This window comes from Pelovirga terrestris (assembly GCF_014773365.1).
GTDB classification, from domain to species: Bacteria; Desulfobacterota; Desulfuromonadia; order Desulfuromonadales; family Geopsychrobacteraceae; genus Pelovirga; species Pelovirga terrestris.
Map to the genome: position 1 here is coordinate 1 of NZ_JACWUN010000006.1, position 17,493 is coordinate 17,493.

The window sequence follows — 17,493 nt, forward strand, 5'->3', positions numbered from 1 at the left end:
CGAAGCAAGGCTTCGAGAGCTTGTCGGTCTTGCGCTGTTAATTCGTATTTTTCATGAGTGCGTGCCATGTTTGAAACTATAGCACAACTTCAATTTAAGCAAAAGAACTAACCGCACGGGACACTAGTTCAGCAGGTATGGTTTACGCGTCTTGATTGTCTTTCCCTTCGCCCCGATCCCCAGTCCCTGTCCAGCCCGGATTTTCAACCGGCAGGAGGATACTGAATCGGGTGCCCACCCCTTCGGAACTCTGCACATCAACCTTGCCGCCATGGTTTTGAATGATACCATAGGTAACCGACAGGCCCAGGCCAAAGCCTTTCTGTGATTTGGTGGTGAAAAAAGGATCAAAAATCCGGTCCAGATGTTCACGACTGATACCGGTGCCGGTGTCTTCTATCGTAATGTGTACGCTATTCTCTGCCTCAAGGAAGTGTGTAGTGATGGTTAAGTTCCCTCCTTGCGGCATGGCCTGGCCGGCATTGATGATCATGTTGACAAACACCTGCTGCCACTGATCGGCATCCAGCTCAATTTCAGGGATATCCTCGCCAAGCTGACAGACGATATCAACGTCCTGAAAAATCGACTGGTGGGAAACCAGCTCGAGGGTCTGGGAAATAATGGTATTGATAGAGGAGGGGGTTTTTTCTGGAACCGATTCGCGCGCGAACTCCAGTAAGCCCCGGACAATCTTGGCGCAACGTCCGGTTTCCGCCACGATGAGGTCAAGGTTATCCTTGACCTGTGGTGGCAACTCTTTGTGTTTAGATGACAAGGAGGCAAACATCAGAATGCCGGTCAGTGGGTTATTGATTTCGTGGGCGATCCCCGCGACCAGCTCTCCCATAGAAGCCAGCTTGGCTGATCTGATTAACTGGTTCTGGATTTCCTGCATTTCTGCGGTGCGGACATCAACCTTCTGCTCGAGGGTTGCTCCCCAATCTCTTAGCTCCTCCTGGGCATGCTCCAGATTCTCTGCCATCTGATTAAAGGAGTGTCCGAGCTCGCCAATTTCATCTCTGGAAGGGTTCACGACCCGAGCATTAAGATGGCCTTGGGCAAGGGCCTTGGTTTCATGTAGCAATCCTTCGATCGGCTTACAGATATAACGTCTGGTCATCAGGTAATGACCAACCGACAGCAAAACCAGCATCACCAACGTAGACAGTAACACATCATTGTGGTGCACATGGGTCAAATAGGCCATCTGATCCAGGGAAATAACCATGTCGAGTACGCCGATTTTTTCCTGTTCAGGTGGATGGGCATGACAGGCCGCCGTTGAACAGTTTGGCTCATTGTAAATCCCCCTGGTGACATTCATGTACTGGTATCCGGAAAGGGTCCGGATTCGATCCTGCGCCGGCACATTCACCAACGCTTCAGATTCAGAAATATGGCAAAAAGTGCAACTCTCATCCTGAATGACTAATACACTACCAACCTCATCAGCATTGGTTGAAAAGCTGACAACCCCCTCGCGGCCGAGAATCCTTGCCCGCTTGATGCGCTTGCTCTCGCCCACCTCTTCCATCATCAGTTGCAGGTTATACCTGTCATTTTCCAGCATCAGGTGGTAGGAGTTACGTAACAGCAGATCTGCCAGGGCATCAGCATCTTGGATGGAGGTTTCGGCAAATATTTTCTGAACTTGGGTAATGTGAAAGTATGAAGAGGTAAGCATGATCACCAGCAAAATACAGCTGGAAAAAAATGTATACCTGATAGCCAAACGTACGCGCATCGCTCACTCCCAGTACAATGATACGGCAGGGACAACCACAAGTAACTCTAATAATGCATTATTCGCGCCAATCCACAAGCAGGTCCGGCGGAACAGGCCACATTCTCACCTTTTATTGGGACCTCTGATGCGTCCTAAAGAACAACCAATGCCCACGACACAAAGACCGCTGAAGATCAACAGTGCCAGTCGCATACTGGCAAGAAACCGGGCCTGGGTGGCCAAGGTCACAGGTTGATCGTTCATCAGATGGGCAAAAATCAGGGTGATGATCATCATACTGGTCAGCATACCGAGGGTGCGCATGCTTGAATTCAGTCCGGAAGCCACCCCCAGGTATTTCGGCTCGACACTGCCCATGATCAAGCTGACATTGGGGGAAGAGAAAAAGGCAAACCCCAACCCCAGCAACACCAGCAACAGATAAACCAGGGTGAGTTCGGATCCCGCATTAAGGGTCGAGGCGACGGCCAGACCCACAGCACACAGGGCCATCCCGGTGGTGGCCACGTAAGAAGCGGGAATCCGGTCGGATAAACGGCCGCAGAACGGGGAAAAGAGGGTCTGGACGATCGGTTGAACAATTAAAACAAGACCGGCCTGGGATGGACTCATCCCTTTGACGTATTGCAGATAAAGGCTCAAAAAGAAGGTGACACCAAAGGTCGCGGCGTAGTTGAACAGGGCCGCCAGGTTGCTCAGGGCGAAGACCCGATTATTGAGCAGCAAGTCGAGATTAAGGAGAGGATAGGGGTGGCGCGACTGCTGAACAAAGAACATCCCGAGCAGCAGATTGGCCAGCACCAGGGTCACCCAGGCCCAGTTGCTGCTGCTTAAATTGGTGACGCTGATCACCAGCAGCATCACCGCTGTAGCGTAAGTTATCGCCCCACGCCAGTCGAAGGGCTCCCCTTTAGCGTCGGCCCATTCGGTTTTGATTTTGAGGCGGGTCACGCCCCAGGTCAGCAAGCTTAAAGGAAAGATCAAGTAGAAGATGGAGCGCCAACCCAATATCTCAACCAGCAGGCCACCGACAAAAGGGCCGCAGGAGATACCGGCATAAACACTGGCGACAGCAATCCCCAGGGCCTTGCCGCGCTCGGTCACGGGAAAGGTCGAAACCAGCATCGCCATGGTCGTCGCCATCACCATGGCACCCCCCATCCCCTGTAAAAAGCGCAGAACGATGACGGTTTCGATAGACCAGGCCTGGGAAATCAGCCCCCCCATACCACCAAAAATCAGCAGACCGGTCTGAAAAATCCGGCGCCGGCCGTGAATGTCACCAAATCGGCCCATCGACAACAAAAAGATTGACGCCGACAAGACGTAGGTGGTTTCTACCAGCCCCAACTGTAATGCGCTGGCGTTGAATTCGCGACCGATCACCGGTAGGGCAATGCCTACCGATGACATCATAAAAGGCATGAGAAAATGCGCCATGCAAACCGCAAACAGCACGGCGGAGCGTGAGACTTCCTGATTCATTTAGGTTGACGACGCTCTTTTTTCTGCCGGCCGGCCTTGAGCAATTCCCCCAGGGTTCCCATGCCGCTGCCGCCAGTAGGGCCTTCACTGTAACTGGTTTCGGTCACCTCATCGACCGTTCCAGCCAGGGCCAGGGAGATCCGTTTTTCACCTTCATCAATTTTTTCAATCACCACCTTAAGCCGCTGCCCGACCTTGAGCAGATCCTGCGGGTGGCGGATACGCTGCCCGTCCCCCATCTTGGAAATATGCAACAGCCCGTCGATCCCTTCTTCGAGGGTGACAAAGGCCCCGAACTGGGCCAGGCGACTGACCGTGCCCGAATATTGTCCACCGACCTGGTAGCTGCTCCCCACCTTGAGCCAGGGATCGGCCAGGGTATCGCGCAGGCTGAAGGAAAATTTGTTATTGGCCCAGTCGATTTTTTTGACAATCAGATCCAGCTGTTGGCCGATTTCCAGAATCGTGCTGATATCTTCCACCCGGCCGTAGCTGATTTCGGAAATCGGCAGCAATCCTTCAATCCCGCCGATATCGACAAAAGCGCCAAAATCACGCAGATTGGTGACCGTGCCACTGACCATCTGCCCCTCTTTGAGGGTCTGGCGTAACGCCTCGCGCTGCTCTTGGCGCTCTTCATCAAGCAATACCCGGTGAGAAACGACGATATTCCGCCCGCGTTCGCCAAACTGGGTAATGCGAAAAGCGAGAGTACGCCCAATCAGTTCGCCCGCATCAAGTGGCCGCAAGCCGACCTGGGAAAAGGGGCAGAAGGCGCGGACATTGCCTGACAGGGCGACCTCATATCCCCCCTTGATCTCTTTGTCGATCCGCCCCTCAACCGGGATGCCGCCCTGATAGGCCTGCTGCAGCTGCTCGGTACCTGAGCCGGAACCACCGACCTTGGTGGTGAAACGCAATTCACCGTCCTTGCGCGAAATAAAATACACACTGAGCTGATCCCCGACCGCCGCTGTCAACTGCCCCTCGGCATCGAGCAGTTCTGCCGTCGCCAGCACCCCCTCACCCTTCTGACCGACATCAAGAAAGGTCCACTCGGCGCCGGTTTGCAGAATTGTTGCGGTGATCTTCATCCCCGCGTGCAATTCCCGGCCAACCCCGGCCAGGCTCGCTTCAAACATGGCGGCAAAGTCATCATCATCCATACCCATCAATTCGTCGTTGTTGATATCATCATTCATGTTAACCATCCTTTGGCGATTAGGCTGAGGGTTTTACGCGTCTCGCCGGCAAGACTACCTTGTTTATCCTTTCCAAGTAAACGCTGCAAATGGTCTTGGTGTGCAGTGGCTGAACCTGTTATCTTTATTTTTGATTGGTTACTCCAGGTACTGCCAACCCCAACCCCCGGCGGCGCACCATGAAACCCAAAAGCTGGCTGGAAAGTCTTAATTGCGCTATCGAGGGCATCCTCTGGGCGGCCAAAAGTGAGCGCCATGTTCGTTACCACCTGGTCGCGGCGCTGGCCGTGCTGTTCCTCGCCCTGTTCTTTCATGTATCAGCACTGGAATTTTTCCTGCTGGTGCTGGCGGCTATGCTGGTACTCTTTGCAGAACTGATCAATACCGCCATCGAAACCGTTGTTGATCTGGTTTCTCCCGACTATCACGAACTCGCCAAGCTGGCCAAGGATGTTGCAGCCGGAGCCGTGCTGGTTACCAGTATCGGTGCCGTGGTGCTCGGATATCTGGTGCTGTCCGGCCATATCTTCCCGCTGTTTGACAGCTCCCAAACCCTCACCCGCGAACCTGGCGGCACGGTTCCGGTCGGCGCCCTGTTGGCGGTTATTATTCTGGTGATTCTCCTCAAGGCGCGCTTCAACCACGGTTCCCCCCTGCACGGAGGAATGCCCAGCGGTCATTCTGCCATCGCCTTTTCCATCGCCGTATCGACCCTGCTTTCCAGCGCAGGACTGCTGATCGGTCTACTGGTGCTGATTCTGGCACTACTGGTCAGCCAGAGTCGACTGCTGATGGGCATCCATACCCCGCGCGAGGTTTTTCTTGGGGCTCTGTTGGGAGCGGTCGTTACCCTGTTGGCGTTTTTGCTGTTCGGCTGAACTCCCATTTGAAGTAGAGGAGCGATGATGTCAATTTCAGGTAATCCGAAAAAATTTGCCCAGGCACTTTCCGACGGCTTTGTCCGCCTTTCGCCGCCCATGCTGAAAGGGCATACGCCGGGGCAGCTCAAAACCCTGCTCAGCAACCTTGAGATGGTGCAGCGTGAACTTCGACAAATACCGGTTTCCCTTGATGACGTTGACGCGGTAAAGCAGAAAAACTACCGCACGACTCGTCTTACTCAAGCTGAAATGATCCTGCGCACTTATTGTAAAAAAATGCGCATCCCGCTTTAGGCAAAACGTAACTATTCAGCTCTGTCCTTGCCACAGGATCCAAAAGCCCGGTGCTGAACAGATACGGCATAACAATGGACCAATCAAAACGACCTGCGCTATTACACATAGACGAGTGCAGATATTCAACCTTGCGATGATGTGCTTGCCGGGGTTACACTGCCCCGATAGTCATTTAACATCCGCCTTTACACGGCGTTGGAGAGCTTATGTCCCGGTTCACAAAAACCATAGTTCACAGTTTCTTTATTGCTCTGATTTTTCTGCTTCCAACAGCTTCTGTCGGGTTGGCAGAGGAGCCGCTGAACACCAATCGTGCCCGCCTGCTTGGTCATATTCTGCACCAGCAACTGGGCAGTCAGCATTACAATCAGAACCTCAGCGCTATGCAACTGTCGCAGACGGCTTTCGACCTCTACCTTAAACAGCTCGATCCGCAAAAACGTTTTCTGCTCCAGGAAGATGTCGAACAACTGCAGATTCACCGCAACCAGATCGAAAGTGCCATCAGCCGCGGCCGCCTGGATCTGCCGCTGGCCGGGCGAGAGCTATTGCAGGAGCGGATCAAGCAGGTCCAAACCATCACGGTCGCCATCCTCGATGAGCCCCTCGACCCTGATGCTGCTGAGGTCATTGAGACTGACCCGGACAAATATGAATTTGTTACCAACCTTGCAGAACTGCGGGATTTCTGGCGTAGAAATATCAAATTTCAGATATTAAGTCGCTATATCAGCCTGCGCGAAATCGAGATCGGCCTTGATGATGAGGGTGAGCTTCTTCCTGTTGATGAAAAGACCCAAGCGGAACTGTTAACCCGGGCGCAGGAAAATGTTGTCAAATCCCACAACACTTTTTTAGAGCGGATGCTGGCGGAAACCGAGCAGGATCATTACGATCGCTACCTCGACGCGATCGCCCGGGCCTATGATCCTCATACCAACTACTTGCCGCCAACCAGCAAAGAAGACTTTGATATCCAGATGAGTGGTTCGCTGGAAGGAATTGGAGCCACTCTGCGTGACGATGACGGCTTTATCCGCGTAGTCAAAGTGATTCCCGGTGGGGCTGCAGCTCGCCAGGGCCAACTCGAGGCGGACGATATTATTCTCAAGGTTGCTGAAGGAACCGCGGAGCCGATTGAGGTCACCAATACCCGCCTGCGCGATGCGGTATCGCTGATTCGTGGCAAAAAGGGAACCGAGGTGCGCTTAACCCTGCGCAAACCGGACGGCCGGCGGCTGATAGTGCCGATTATTCGTGATGTTGTTGAAATTGAAGAATCTTTTGTCCAGAGTACGGTGATCGACGGAATCAATGGCAAACGTATCGGCTACGTCAAAATCCCCTCGTTCTACCGTGATCACAGTGGCAAAACCGAACGCAACAGTACGGACGACACCCGCACGGAACTGATGCGTCTGCAACAGCAGGGAGTTTCCGGGTTGATTCTGGATCTGCGCAATAATGGCGGCGGCTCCCTGACCGATGCAGTCAGTGTCAGTGGTCTGTTTATTGATGGTGGCCCGGTGGTTCAGGTGCGGGACGGTTCCGGGACGGTTCGTTCTTTGCGTGATGACGATAAGGACGTTGCCTATAATGGCCCGCTGATTGTGCTGGTTAACCGCTTCAGCGCTTCGGCTTCGGAAATTCTAGCCGGCGCCCTGCAGGATTATGGCCGCGCCCTGATCGTCGGTGATGAACACACCCACGGCAAGGGGACGGTTCAGGCAGTTCTTGATCTGGATCGCTTTATCCGGCTGCGTGGCATGTCTCAATATATGCCGTTAGGTGCGGCCAAGGTGACCATTCAGAAATTCTACCGGATTACCGGTGATTCAACCCAGGAGCGCGGTATTATCCCCGATATCATCCTGCCCTCCCGCCTCGATGGGCTTGAAAGTGGTGAAAAATATATGGACAATGCCCTGAGCTGGGATCGTATTGCCCCCGCCAACTATACTCTTTGGCAGAACCCGGTGGACAACCTTGAAAAACTGCAACAACGCAGCCGGGAGAGGATCGATAACAGCGAGAAGTTTCTCAATATCAGACAGGCCGCACAGCGTGCTGCTAACCGTCGGGAACTGACCACCCAATCCTTGCGTCTTGACGATATGCTTATGGAGCGCCGCCAATTACAGGAAGAAGAAAAAAACCTGAAAAATACCCCACACAGAATGCCCTCGGCGGATGTGGACAATGGTAACAAAAGTCGGGAAGAGGCGCTTATCGAGGCCCTCATCGATGACCCCTATGTTCAGGAAGGGAAAGAAATTCTTGCCGATCTTCTATCCCTGCCCGCGGCTGCCTGATCTCTGCTTCTTCCATCCAGTAGAACCGTTCTACCCTGTGCTACTGGATGGTTTTTGTGTGTCACCTCAGGGTGCTCAGAATACTTGTAGCCATTGTCCTGATCAGGGAAAAATAAGCCTCCGGCCCCTCTGCCAGCTCCGCTCCCAACGGATCAAGAACCCCCGCTTTTGCCCCTGTCCCCTCTAGTACTGTGGCGACGATCCGAGACTGGAATTGCGGTTCGCTGAAAACCGCCCGGGCTCCCAATTCCGTTATTTTTCCCCGCACCTCTTTGATCCGGCGAGCGCCCGGCGAGCGCTCCGTATCAATGGTTACCGAGCCTACCGCATTCAACCTGAAATCCCGTTCAAAATACTGATAGGCATCATGGAATACGATGTAAGGCGTTGAAGAAACCGGCGCCAGTTGCTGACGGACCTCCTGATACAATAGCTCGAGCTTTTTCTGCAGCTCTGCGGCATTTTTTTGGTATTGAGCCTGATGGGACGGATCCATGTTACTCAATGTCACGGCAACATGATGGACAATCTCTTTGGCAACCAAGGGGCTGGTCCAGATATGATGGTTCAGTGATTTGAGTGACGCATGGGCGTGATCGTCACCGTGGTGGGCATCCTTGTGGTCGTCACCCTGATGGTCATGGGCGTGACCTTCCCAGGGCCCCCCGGCGCGCACCGGCAACATCCGATCCTGCAGGTGGTCAGCAAGTTCCAGCTGTTGCGCTGACTTACCCAGGGTGGCCAGGGGGCGCTGTAAAAACGTTTCCAGCCCCTCGCCAACCCAGACCACCAGCCCTGCTTCCGCCAGCATCTGAGCCTCAGAGGGTCGTAGGGCATATCCATGGGGTGACCCAGCGCCCTTAACCAGCAATTGCGGCTCACCTACCCCTTCCATTACTGCTGCTACCAGGGAATGAATCGGCTTGATGCTGACAACAACACGGGGTACGGCTTGTTGTTGTGCCCATACCGCAGGGGCGAACCCACAGATCAGCAGCCATAACAAAAGGTGTCTCTTCATTGTTTTTCTCCGTAGGATAGGGTAGCATAAATCTTGAGTCGTAACGTTATATTATAACATTTGCTGGAGTCAAGCGCTCCCCTGGAGAAAGAGGTTGTCCCTCTTGCATTCACCACGCTTTATCGATCCGGACCATGATCATCAACAGTGCGTCGCTAGTGCTTTATCCAAGGCCGAACAGATTTGTCTTGAGCAGGGGCAGCGCTTTACCAGCATCAGGCGCAAGGTGTTTGAACTGATCTGGCAGCAGCATAAGCCGATCGGTGCATACCAGATTCTGGAGGAGCTGCAGCAGCAGGCACGCACCGCTCCCCCGACGGTCTACCGGGCCCTCGATTTTTTGCTGAACCTTGGTTTGATTCACCGGATTTCATCACTGAATGCCTTTGTCGGTTGTGTCCATCCCGGAGCGTCCCATGAGGGATATTTTCTCATCTGCACCTCCTGCCGGGCCTGCGCCGAACTCAGCACCCTTGCGATTACCCGCGAGATCAATCGCAGCGCCGGTCAGTGCGGCTTTGTCGTTCAGGATCGTCTGGTCGAGGTCATGGGATTGTGCCCTGACTGTTCAACTGAGGTTAACCCGGCATGACTGATACGAACAGCACATTGATTCAGGCCACTGATATTTACCTGGAGCTGGGCGGCAATGTCCTGCTGGAAGCAGTCAGCTTCGCGGTTCGTTCCGGGGAAATAGTGACCGTTATCGGCCCCAATGGTGCGGGGAAGACGACGCTGTTGCGGGTGGCTCTTGAGCTGCTGCGACCAAGCGCGGGAACCCTGTATCATCGTCCCCAGCTGACCATCGGCTATATGCCCCAGCGTTTACAGCTTGACCCGACCTTTCCCCTTTCGGTAAAGCGCTTTCTGTCCTTTGCCCGCAAGGGATGTGACGCTACCGCATTCCGAACCGTTCTAAAAGAGACCGGCGCTGACCATGTGATCGATGCTGCCATGCAACACCTTTCCGGCGGAGAACTGCAACGGGTACTGCTCTCCCGCGCGCTGTTACGTCAACCGGATCTGCTGGTTCTTGATGAGCCGGTGCAGGGGGTTGATGTCCATGGTCAGGTTGAACTCTATCAACTGATCGGCAAGATTCGTGATGAACGCAACTGCGGTGTCCTGATGGTCTCCCATGATCTGCACCTGGTAATGGCAGCCACCGACCGGGTCCTGTGTCTGAATCGTCACATCTGCTGCAGCGGTACCCCTGCCGTCGTCACCAGTGACCCTGAATACCTTAAAATGTATGGCCACCTCGCCCTCTACCAACATGATCGGACCCATCATCATGACCATGGAGGCTGTTCTTGTGATCGATGATTTTCTCCTGCGGGCACTGCTCGGCGGAATTGGCGTGGCTCTGGTCGCAGGGCCGTTCGGCGCCTTTGTGGTCTGGCGGCGTCTGGCCTATTTTGGTGACACCCTTGCCCACTCGTCGCTGCTCGGTGTTGCTCTGGGATTTTTACTGCACATCAACTTAACGCTGGGGGTGATTATTGTCTGTCAGCTGCTGGCCTTACTGCTGTTCTTCAGTCAGCGCCAGCGTCAACTGGCCGGCGACACCATGCTGGGGATCTTTGCTCACGGTGCCCTCTCCCTGGGCCTGGTCACCCTGGCCTTCATGCCCGACGTGCGCATTGACCTGATGGCGTACCTGTTTGGTGACATTCTGGCTATCGGTAACAGCGATCTGCTGTGGATTTATCTCGGTGGCGGAGGGGCTCTGATCGCGCTGTTATGGCTGTGGCGACCGCTGTTGGCAATCACCATCCATGAGGATCTGGCGCGGGTCGAAGGGGTGCCGGTGACACGGATTAACGGTCTGTTCCTGGCCCTGATCGCTCTGACTGTTGCGGTGATGATGAAGGTGGTGGGTTTGCTGCTGGTGACCTCCCTGCTGATCATCCCGGCAGCGACGGCGCGGCGCTTTGCCCGCAATCCGGAAATGATGGCTCTGCTGGCCTGCCTGTTCGGATGTGCCTCCGTCGCCGGCGGACTCTACGGATCCTTTCAGTGGGATACGCCTACCGGGCCCAGTATTGTGGTCGCAGCTTGTATCCTTTTTGCTCTGAGCTATCTGGTTCCGGTCAAGCGCTGACAGTTGATCTGAAGAAATCGGGCCGGCAGGTTCAGGCAAACAGCTCTTGTCTTTTTAGCAAGATATTTTTTCGCCACCGGCCAACAGTCGGTACAGCATATCCACCCGAGGCATCGTTACTCCGGCTGCAACGGCCCGTTGCAGCGGAATCGCAAAGATCGCATCGAGCTCCAAAGGACGACCCTCTTCCCGGTCAATCTGCATACTTGGCCGGTAGTGATCCATCTGATCAGTCAAAGTAATCATCTGTTTGCTGAATATCGGGCCATCGATTTCGTTACTCAGGCCCTGGGCGTTGGCTCCGGCGATCACTTCCAGCATCAGCTCACGCACCAGCTCCCGGGTGTGTCCACCGGTGAGGAGTTCAGTGACATCCTGTCCCAACAATGCCGACAGGCCGTTGAAAGGAATATTCCAGACCAGCTTTTCCCAGCGTGCCCGGCGCAAATCCGCTACCGCTTCGCAGGGGACCCCGGCATCTCGAAACATGGCGGCGAGCTTTTCACTGCGCGGGGTCAGCCCGGCGCCAAATTCACCGAGACGAATCCGTCCTTCGCCAAGATGGCAGACGACCCCCGGTTCTCCTCGATTGCTGCACAGAAAAGCGATACCACCCAGCACCCGTTCCGGGCCAAAGCTTTCTGCCAGCAGTTCCTCATTACCCAGACCATTCTGAAGGGTCAGAATGGCTGTTTCCTTTCCAATCAGGGGCCTCATCAACTCACCCATCTGAGCATTTGAGAAGGTTTTGAGACCTACAATAACCAAGTCTGCCACCCCGATTTCCTGCGGGGTTCTGAAGGCTTTGATCTGCGCCAGGTAAAAATCTCCATTGACCGAACGCACCTGCAAGCCGCCGGTAGTGATCGCCTGATAATCGCGCCGCAGTAAAAAACAAACATCGAGCCCGCTACGCTGCAACATAGCACCATAATACAGACCAAGGGCTCCAGCCCCAACAATGGCAATACGCATTGTCTGACCTCCCTGCCGAGTGGTGAACAACTGAGGGAATCCTAGCACAGTCCCTGCAGCAGCTTTTAGTCAAAAACTTTCTTCCTATAAATCAGTGTGTTATCTAAAAATGAGGCATTGACGCCCGAGGCGACTTGTGCTATTGTCGGGAGGTCGAGCTAAAGGAGTACCATTTTGTTTAAAATCGGTGATATGGCAGTATACCCGACCCAAGGGGTCGGGGTGATTGAAGATATCGAAGTCCGGGAATACTCCGGCCAAACCCTGAAGTACTACATCCTGCGCCTGGTCGACAGCGATATGCGGATTATGGTTCCGGTCGGCAATGCCACCAGTGTCGGCATGCGCCAGCTGATCGATCAACAGCGGATTACCGGCATTTTTGATGCCCTGGCCGAGCGCACCGAAAATGGCAAGATTGCCTCCTGGAGCCGCCGGCAACGTGAATATAACGACAAACTGAAGACTGGTAACCTGCTGGAAGTTGCCGAGGTGTTGCGCGATCTGTACCAGATCAAGACATCCAAAGAGCTTTCTTATGGTGAAAAAAAGGTGCTTGAGCAGGCGCGCAAGTTGCTGGTGACCGAAGTCGCCCTCGCTCAGGGGGCCAAGGAAGATCAGGTCATGCAGCGGCTGGAAAATATCTTCCACTGATTTTTCGCCATTACGAATTAGCGTTTCAAACAATCAAGACCAGGTGCTATAGTACCTGGTCTTTTTTTAATCCAAGGTATCTGTTCAGCACCGGGCCTTTGAATCCTCTGTCAAGGGACGCTTTTCGTCATCAAGGACCGCTTGTTGTCGCCGTCCATGGCGACAAAACCCCTTGCCACAGGATCCAAAGGCCCTGCGCGAAGGATCGTGCTGAATAGTTACAATCCAAGGAGTTTGCATTGCCAGCCCTGCCATTGCCAGAATTGAAGTCCATTGTGCTGATTCCAGCTGCTGGTTCGGGACGACGTATGGGCACCACGACCAGCAAACAGTATCTTGAGCTTCAGGGCAAACCGCTGCTGGCCCACACCATCGCCCTGTTTGATCAGCACCCCCAGGTTGAAGCAATCTATCCCATTGTCCCTGCAGATGATCGCGAATACTGTCAACGTGAGATCCTTGACCGCTATCAATTCAAGTCTGTTCGACGCCTGATTGCCGGTGGCAGTGAACGTCAGGATTCTGTTCGTAACGGACTGGCGGCCCTGATAGAAGATGGCTACAACCAACCAAGGCGTCCGATCCTGATTCATGATGGTGCCCGCCCCCTGTTCAATACCGATTTGCTTGCAGCACTACTGAAGAGCATTGACGCTAACGGGGCCTGTATTATGGCTGTACCAGCGAAAGACACCATAAAGCAGGTCATTCAAGGACAGATTGTCGACTCGCCGTCGCGTGATCAGTTGTGGCAGGCCCAGACTCCCCAAGGGTTTCATTTTGAGATTCTTGACAAGGCTTTTCACCTGCAAGCTTCTGACGAGGGTCCCTCGACCGATGACGCCGCTCTGGTGGCCGCAGCTGGCTATGCCGTTCAGGTTCTGGCGGGGGAGGATCGTAACATTAAAATCACCACGCCGGCAGATCTGCTGATCGCTGCGGCGCTTCTTGACAGCTACCAGGAGAAATCGGCATGATGCGCATTGGTCAGGGCTACGACGTTCATCAACTGGTACCAGGACGGCAACTGGTTCTTGGTGGGGTTACTATTGATTATGAGCTGGGGTTGCTGGGGCACTCTGATGCAGATGTGCTGCTACATGCCATCTGTGATGCCCTGTTAGGCGCTGTCGGTTTGGGGGATATTGGTCGCCATTTTCCTGACTCAGATGCAACCTACAAAGGGTGTGACAGCCGGGTGCTGCTACGCCGGGTGATGGAACTGATTGGCAAAGAGGGCTATCTGCTCGGCAATATTGACGCGACCATTGTCTGCCAGCAGCCCAAACTGGCGCCCCATATCCCCACCATGATGGCCAACATTGCTGCAGATTGCCGGGTACCGCTGCAACAGGTCAATGTCAAAGCAACCACAACGGAACAGCTGGGCTTTTGTGGACGTGGCGAAGGAATTGCTGCTTATGCCGTCGCCCTGATCAACCGTCCATCCACCATAGAACGCGCGCGCCGTGCCGCGCTGTTAAGCTGATATCGAGGTAACCCATGACCACCCCGGAGATGGCATCAGGCTCCAACTTTATCCGTACCATCATCAGCGACGACCTCGCCAGTGGCCGCCGCAAAACCATCATTACCCGCTTTCCCCCTGAACCCAATGGTTATCTGCATATCGGTCACGCCAAAAGCATCTGTCTGAACTTTGGCCTGGCGCAGGAATTCGGTGGGCACTGTCATCTGCGCTTCGACGATACCAACCCGAGCAAAGAAGAGACGGAATATGTCGAGGCGATTAAAGAGGATGTCCAGTGGCTTGGCTTTGACTGGGGCAAACATCTTTATTACGCTTCCGATACCTTTGATCAGCTCTACCTGTGGGCAATCGAACTGATTAAACAGGGGAAAGCCTACGTCGACAGCCAGAGCGCCGAGGACATGCGCGTTAATCGCGGCACCCTGACCGAGCCCGGCGTTGCCAGCCCCTACCGTGACCGCTCCGTCACCGAGAACCTGGATCTCTTCGACCGGATGAAGCGGGGGGAATTCCCCGACGGCAGCCATGTGTTGCGGGCAAAGATTGACATGGCCTCACCCAATATCAATCTGCGCGACCCCGCCATGTACCGGATTCTTCATGCCCATCATCATCGCAGCGGAGATAACTGGTGTGTCTATCCAATGTACGACTATGCCCACGGCCAAGGGGATTCCATCGAAGGGGTGACCCATTCCATTTGTACCCTAGAGTTTGAGGATCACCGCCCCCTGTACGACTGGTTCCTTCGCGAACTGAACATCTTTGCCCCCCAGCAGATCGAATTTGCCCGCCTCAATCTGAGCTACACGGTGATGAGTAAGCGCAAGCTGCTGCAACTGGTCAAGGAAAACCATGTCAGCGGCTGGGACGATCCGCGCATGCCGACCCTGGTGGGCATGCGCCGGCGCGGCTATCCGCCGGCAGCGATCCGCACCTTCTGTGAGCGTATCGGCGTCGGCCGTGCGGCCAGCTGGATTGACCTTTCGGTGCTGGAAGATTGCGTACGCGAACAACTGAACGAAACCGCGCCGCGCCGCCAGGTCGTTCTGGATCCCCTTAAGATCGTCATCAGCAACTACCCGAAGGGCCAAACGGAAGAGCTGGAGGCCGCCAATCATCCGCAGAATCCTCAAGCCGGGACACGGCTATTGCCCTTCTGCAACGAAATCTACATCGAGCGCGCTGATTTCATGGAAGACCCCCCAAAGAAGTTCTTTCGTCTGGGACCGGGCAGGGAGGTACGCCTGCGCAATGCCTATATTATCCGCTGTGATGAAGTGATCCGCGATGAGCAGGGGGAAGTGATCGAACTTCGCTGCAGTGCCGACCTTGACACCCTGGGGAAAAACCCGGCGGATGGGCGCAAGGTCAAAGGGATTATTCACTGGGTGTCCGCCCGCCATGCCAAACCAGTAGAGATCCGCCAGTATGATCGCCTGTTTCAACTCGAAAACCCGGATAAAGCGGATAACTTTCTTGTTGCCCTCAACCCGGAATCATTCCAGGTAACAGAGGGTTTAGCGGAACCAGGCCTGTTGAATGAGGAAATGGGCGCGACCTTTCAGTTTGAACGGGTCGGCTATTTTACTATCGACAGCAAGGATTCGCTTCCAGGACAGCCGGTGTTCAACCGCACCGTGACTCTGCGGGATACCTGGGAAAAGATTAAGGAATAATATTTCACCACTTAAGGCATAGCGTTCTGTGCTTCCCTGTCAACCTACGAAGCTGTCATGCTGCGCAAAGCAACGCGAAGTCGCAGAATCTATCTGGACCCTGCGGCTTCGCGCAGGGTAAAAAAACAGGGTGGGGCTTGAATGGTAATTTTGGTTTTTGGGAGATGATGATATGAGTTTACGTGTTTACAACACCTTGAGCGGCAAGAAAGAGGATTTTGAGCCTTTGGAGCCTGGCAAGGTCAAGATGTATGTCTGCGGCGTGACCGTCTATGACTACTGCCACATCGGTCACGCCCGCGCCAATATTGTTTTCGATGTGATCTTCCGCTACCTGCAATACATCGGCTTCGACACCACCTACGTGCGTAACTACACCGATGTGGACGACAAGATCATCAACCGCGCCAACGAGCGGGGGATTCCGAGCCAGGAACTGGCCGAAGAATTTATCCGCGCTTTCGATGAGGACATGGAGGCTTTAGGGTTAGTCAAACCGACCCATGAGCCCCGTGCCACCGCCTATATTGGTGAGATTATCGGCATCTGCCACCAACTGATCGACAAGGGTCTGGCGTACGAGGCCGGTGGCGATGTCTATTACCAGGTTGACGGCTTTCCCGACTATCTCAAGCTCTCCAAGCGCAACAAGGATGAAATGCTCGCCGGAGCGCGGATTGCGCCGGGAGAGTTGAAACGCAACCCGATGGACTTCGCCTTGTGGAAAGCGGCCAAACCGGGTGAACCAAGCTGGGATTCCCCTTGGGGGCCGGGGCGACCAGGCTGGCACATTGAATGTTCGGCGATGAGCTCATCTCTGCTGGGAGACAGCTTTGATATCCACGGTGGTGGTCGCGACCTGATCTTTCCCCACCACGAGAATGAAATCGCCCAAAGCGAGGGGGCGAGCGGCAAACCGTTCGTCAAGTACTGGATTCACAACGGCTTTGTCAATGTCAATCAGGAGAAAATGAGTAAGTCCCTGGGTAATTTTTTCACCATCCGTGACATTCTCAAGGTCTACGATGCCGAAGTGGTACGCTTTTTCATCCTCACCGCCCACTACCGCTCACCCATCGACTTTTCCGACCATAACCTTAAAGAAGCACGCACCGGCTTGAGCCGTTTCTACGAAGCCCTGCAGAGTGCGGAACACGCCACCGGTAGCATCCCTGCTGATCCAGTGACCCCTCCCAGTACCCTGGGGGCTGAACTCAAGCAGCAGTTTGTCGAGGCGATGAATGATGACTTTAACAGCGCCCTGGCCATTGCCCATCTGTTTGAAGGGGTGCGCACCATGAATCGCCTGCTCGCCACCAAAAAGTTCGCTAAAAAACCGGAACTGGTCGTCCAGGTCAAGGATCTGCATACCACCATCATTGAACTGGGCAGCGTTCTGGGCATTCTTGGCTCACACCCGGCAGAGTGGCTTGAGCGGGTGCGCATGGCGGGACTGGCAGGGCTGGATATCAGTAAGGAAGAGATAGAGGCCCTGATCAACGAGCGTCTGGTGGCCCGTCAGATCAAGGATTTCGAGCGCAGCGATCAGATCCGCTCTGAACTGGAAGAACGTGGCATTGAACTACTGGATAGTCGTGAAGGAACGAACTGGAAGTTAAAATAAAAAACGTGTAGATACTG

The 17,493-nt window shown here is 54.4% G+C and carries 16 protein-coding genes; 11 read left to right on the forward strand and 5 right to left on the reverse strand.

Features of this window, described 5'->3' with window-relative positions; all coding sequences use genetic code 11:
• Positions 1-142: 142 nt before the first annotated feature.
• From ICT70_RS06385 to ICT70_RS06395, 3 genes are all read right to left on the reverse strand, one after another.
• The gene (locus tag ICT70_RS06385) at positions 143-1,747 is read right to left on the reverse strand and encodes a sensor histidine kinase (RefSeq protein ID WP_224746871.1); all 1,605 of its coding nucleotides are present in this window, start codon (positions 1,745-1,747) and stop codon (positions 143-145) included.
• Positions 1,748-1,852: 105 nt separating this feature from the next.
• Positions 1,853-3,235, reverse strand: a complete 1,383-nt coding sequence (locus tag ICT70_RS06390; protein WP_191154643.1) for an MFS transporter — start codon at positions 3,233-3,235, stop codon at positions 1,853-1,855.
• Positions 3,232-4,437 (reverse strand): 30S ribosomal protein S1, encoded by a 1,206-nt coding sequence (locus ICT70_RS06395; RefSeq protein WP_191154645.1) that lies wholly within the window; start codon positions 4,435-4,437, stop codon positions 3,232-3,234. Before ICT70_RS06395 ends, ICT70_RS06390 begins: the two co-directional genes overlap by 4 nt.
• Before the next feature lie 179 nt (positions 4,438-4,616).
• Between ICT70_RS06395 and ICT70_RS06400 the strand changes: the two genes are divergently transcribed.
• From ICT70_RS06400 to ICT70_RS06410, 3 genes are all read left to right on the forward strand, one after another.
• Complete coding sequence (locus ICT70_RS06400) at positions 4,617-5,315, forward strand: diacylglycerol kinase (RefSeq protein ID WP_191154647.1); 699 nt, start codon at positions 4,617-4,619, stop codon at positions 5,313-5,315.
• A gap of 24 nt (positions 5,316-5,339) precedes the next feature.
• Positions 5,340-5,612, forward strand: a complete 273-nt coding sequence (locus tag ICT70_RS06405; protein WP_224746872.1) for a hypothetical protein — start codon at positions 5,340-5,342, stop codon at positions 5,610-5,612.
• 209 nt (positions 5,613-5,821) lie between these two features.
• Positions 5,822-7,927 carry a carboxy terminal-processing peptidase gene (locus tag ICT70_RS06410; RefSeq protein WP_191154649.1) on the forward strand — a complete coding sequence of 702 codons (2,106 nt, stop codon included), beginning with the start codon at positions 5,822-5,824 and terminating at the stop codon, positions 7,925-7,927.
• 61 nt (positions 7,928-7,988) lie between these two features.
• Here the strand turns inward: ICT70_RS06410 and ICT70_RS06415 are convergent, their stop codons facing one another.
• Complete coding sequence (locus ICT70_RS06415; protein ID WP_191154657.1) at positions 7,989-8,948, reverse strand: zinc ABC transporter substrate-binding protein; 960 nt, start codon at positions 8,946-8,948, stop codon at positions 7,989-7,991.
• A 94-nt stretch (positions 8,949-9,042) separates the two neighbouring features.
• On the opposite strand from ICT70_RS06415, the gene ICT70_RS06420 reads away from it, so the two are divergent.
• From ICT70_RS06420 to znuB, 3 genes are read left to right on the forward strand one after another with little or no spacing between them, the layout of a single operon-like run.
• On the forward strand, positions 9,043-9,540 hold the full coding sequence (locus ICT70_RS06420; protein WP_224746873.1) for a Fur family transcriptional regulator: 498 nt from the start codon (positions 9,043-9,045) through the stop codon (positions 9,538-9,540).
• A complete protein-coding gene (locus ICT70_RS06425) occupies positions 9,537-10,274 on the forward strand; it encodes an ATP-binding cassette domain-containing protein (RefSeq protein WP_191154659.1) in 738 nt (245 codons plus the stop codon). The genes ICT70_RS06420 and ICT70_RS06425 overlap by 4 nt, the downstream gene beginning before the upstream one ends.
• Positions 10,243-11,052: a zinc ABC transporter permease subunit ZnuB gene (znuB, locus tag ICT70_RS06430; protein ID WP_224746874.1), complete on the forward strand. Its 810-nt coding sequence runs from the start codon at positions 10,243-10,245 to the stop codon at positions 11,050-11,052. Before ICT70_RS06425 ends, znuB begins: the two co-directional genes overlap by 32 nt.
• A 54-nt stretch (positions 11,053-11,106) precedes the next feature.
• Here the strand turns inward: znuB and ICT70_RS06435 are convergent, their stop codons facing one another.
• On the reverse strand, positions 11,107-12,027 hold the full coding sequence (locus ICT70_RS06435) for a putative 2-dehydropantoate 2-reductase (RefSeq protein ID WP_191154661.1): 921 nt from the start codon (positions 12,025-12,027) through the stop codon (positions 11,107-11,109).
• A gap of 174 nt (positions 12,028-12,201) precedes the next feature.
• Here ICT70_RS06435 and ICT70_RS06440 point away from each other — a divergent pair, with 174 nt between their 5' ends.
• The 5 genes from ICT70_RS06440 (at position 12,202) to cysS (ending at position 17,476) form a co-directional block, all read left to right on the forward strand.
• A complete protein-coding gene (locus tag ICT70_RS06440) occupies positions 12,202-12,681 on the forward strand; it encodes a CarD family transcriptional regulator (protein WP_191154663.1) in 480 nt (159 codons plus the stop codon).
• 239 nt (positions 12,682-12,920) lie between these two features.
• Entirely contained in the window at positions 12,921-13,658 is a 738-nt protein-coding gene (ispD, locus tag ICT70_RS06445; protein WP_224746875.1) for a 2-C-methyl-D-erythritol 4-phosphate cytidylyltransferase, read from the forward strand.
• The gene (gene ispF / locus ICT70_RS06450) at positions 13,658-14,170 is read left to right on the forward strand and encodes a 2-C-methyl-D-erythritol 2,4-cyclodiphosphate synthase (protein WP_191154994.1); all 513 of its coding nucleotides are present in this window, start codon (positions 13,658-13,660) and stop codon (positions 14,168-14,170) included. The genes ispD and ispF overlap by 1 nt, the downstream gene beginning before the upstream one ends.
• 14 nt (positions 14,171-14,184) lie before the next feature.
• Complete coding sequence (locus ICT70_RS06455; RefSeq protein ID WP_191154666.1) at positions 14,185-15,852, forward strand: glutamine--tRNA ligase/YqeY domain fusion protein; 1,668 nt, start codon at positions 14,185-14,187, stop codon at positions 15,850-15,852.
• A gap of 172 nt (positions 15,853-16,024) precedes the next feature.
• Positions 16,025-17,476 carry a cysteine--tRNA ligase gene (gene cysS / locus ICT70_RS06460; RefSeq protein WP_191154668.1) on the forward strand — a complete coding sequence of 484 codons (1,452 nt, stop codon included), beginning with the start codon at positions 16,025-16,027 and terminating at the stop codon, positions 17,474-17,476.
• The last annotated feature ends 17 nt before the right edge of the window (positions 17,477-17,493 follow it).

Coding starts and splice junctions, on each gene's coding strand:
- ICT70_RS06385 (WP_224746871.1), bottom strand. CDS start 1,747: ATGCGCGTACGTTTGGCTATCAGGTATACATTTTTTTCCAGCTGTATT.
- ICT70_RS06390 (WP_191154643.1), bottom strand. CDS start 3,235: ATGAATCAGGAAGTCTCACGCTCCGCCGTGCTGTTTGCGGTTTGCATG.
- ICT70_RS06395 (WP_191154645.1), bottom strand. CDS start 4,437: ATGAATGATGATATCAACAACGACGAATTGATGGGTATGGATGATGAT.
- ICT70_RS06400 (WP_191154647.1), top strand. CDS start 4,617: ATGAAACCCAAAAGCTGGCTGGAAAGTCTTAATTGCGCTATCGAGGGC.
- ICT70_RS06405 (WP_224746872.1), top strand. CDS start 5,340: ATGATGTCAATTTCAGGTAATCCGAAAAAATTTGCCCAGGCACTTTCC.
- ICT70_RS06410 (WP_191154649.1), top strand. CDS start 5,822: ATGTCCCGGTTCACAAAAACCATAGTTCACAGTTTCTTTATTGCTCTG.
- ICT70_RS06415 (WP_191154657.1), bottom strand. CDS start 8,948: ATGAAGAGACACCTTTTGTTATGGCTGCTGATCTGTGGGTTCGCCCCT.
- ICT70_RS06425 (WP_191154659.1), top strand. CDS start 9,537: ATGACTGATACGAACAGCACATTGATTCAGGCCACTGATATTTACCTG.
- znuB (WP_224746874.1), top strand. CDS start 10,243: ATGACCATGGAGGCTGTTCTTGTGATCGATGATTTTCTCCTGCGGGCA.
- ICT70_RS06435 (WP_191154661.1), bottom strand. CDS start 12,027: ATGCGTATTGCCATTGTTGGGGCTGGAGCCCTTGGTCTGTATTATGGT.
- ispF (WP_191154994.1), top strand. CDS start 13,658: ATGCGCATTGGTCAGGGCTACGACGTTCATCAACTGGTACCAGGACGG.
- ICT70_RS06455 (WP_191154666.1), top strand. CDS start 14,185: ATGACCACCCCGGAGATGGCATCAGGCTCCAACTTTATCCGTACCATC.
- cysS (WP_191154668.1), top strand. CDS start 16,025: ATGAGTTTACGTGTTTACAACACCTTGAGCGGCAAGAAAGAGGATTTT.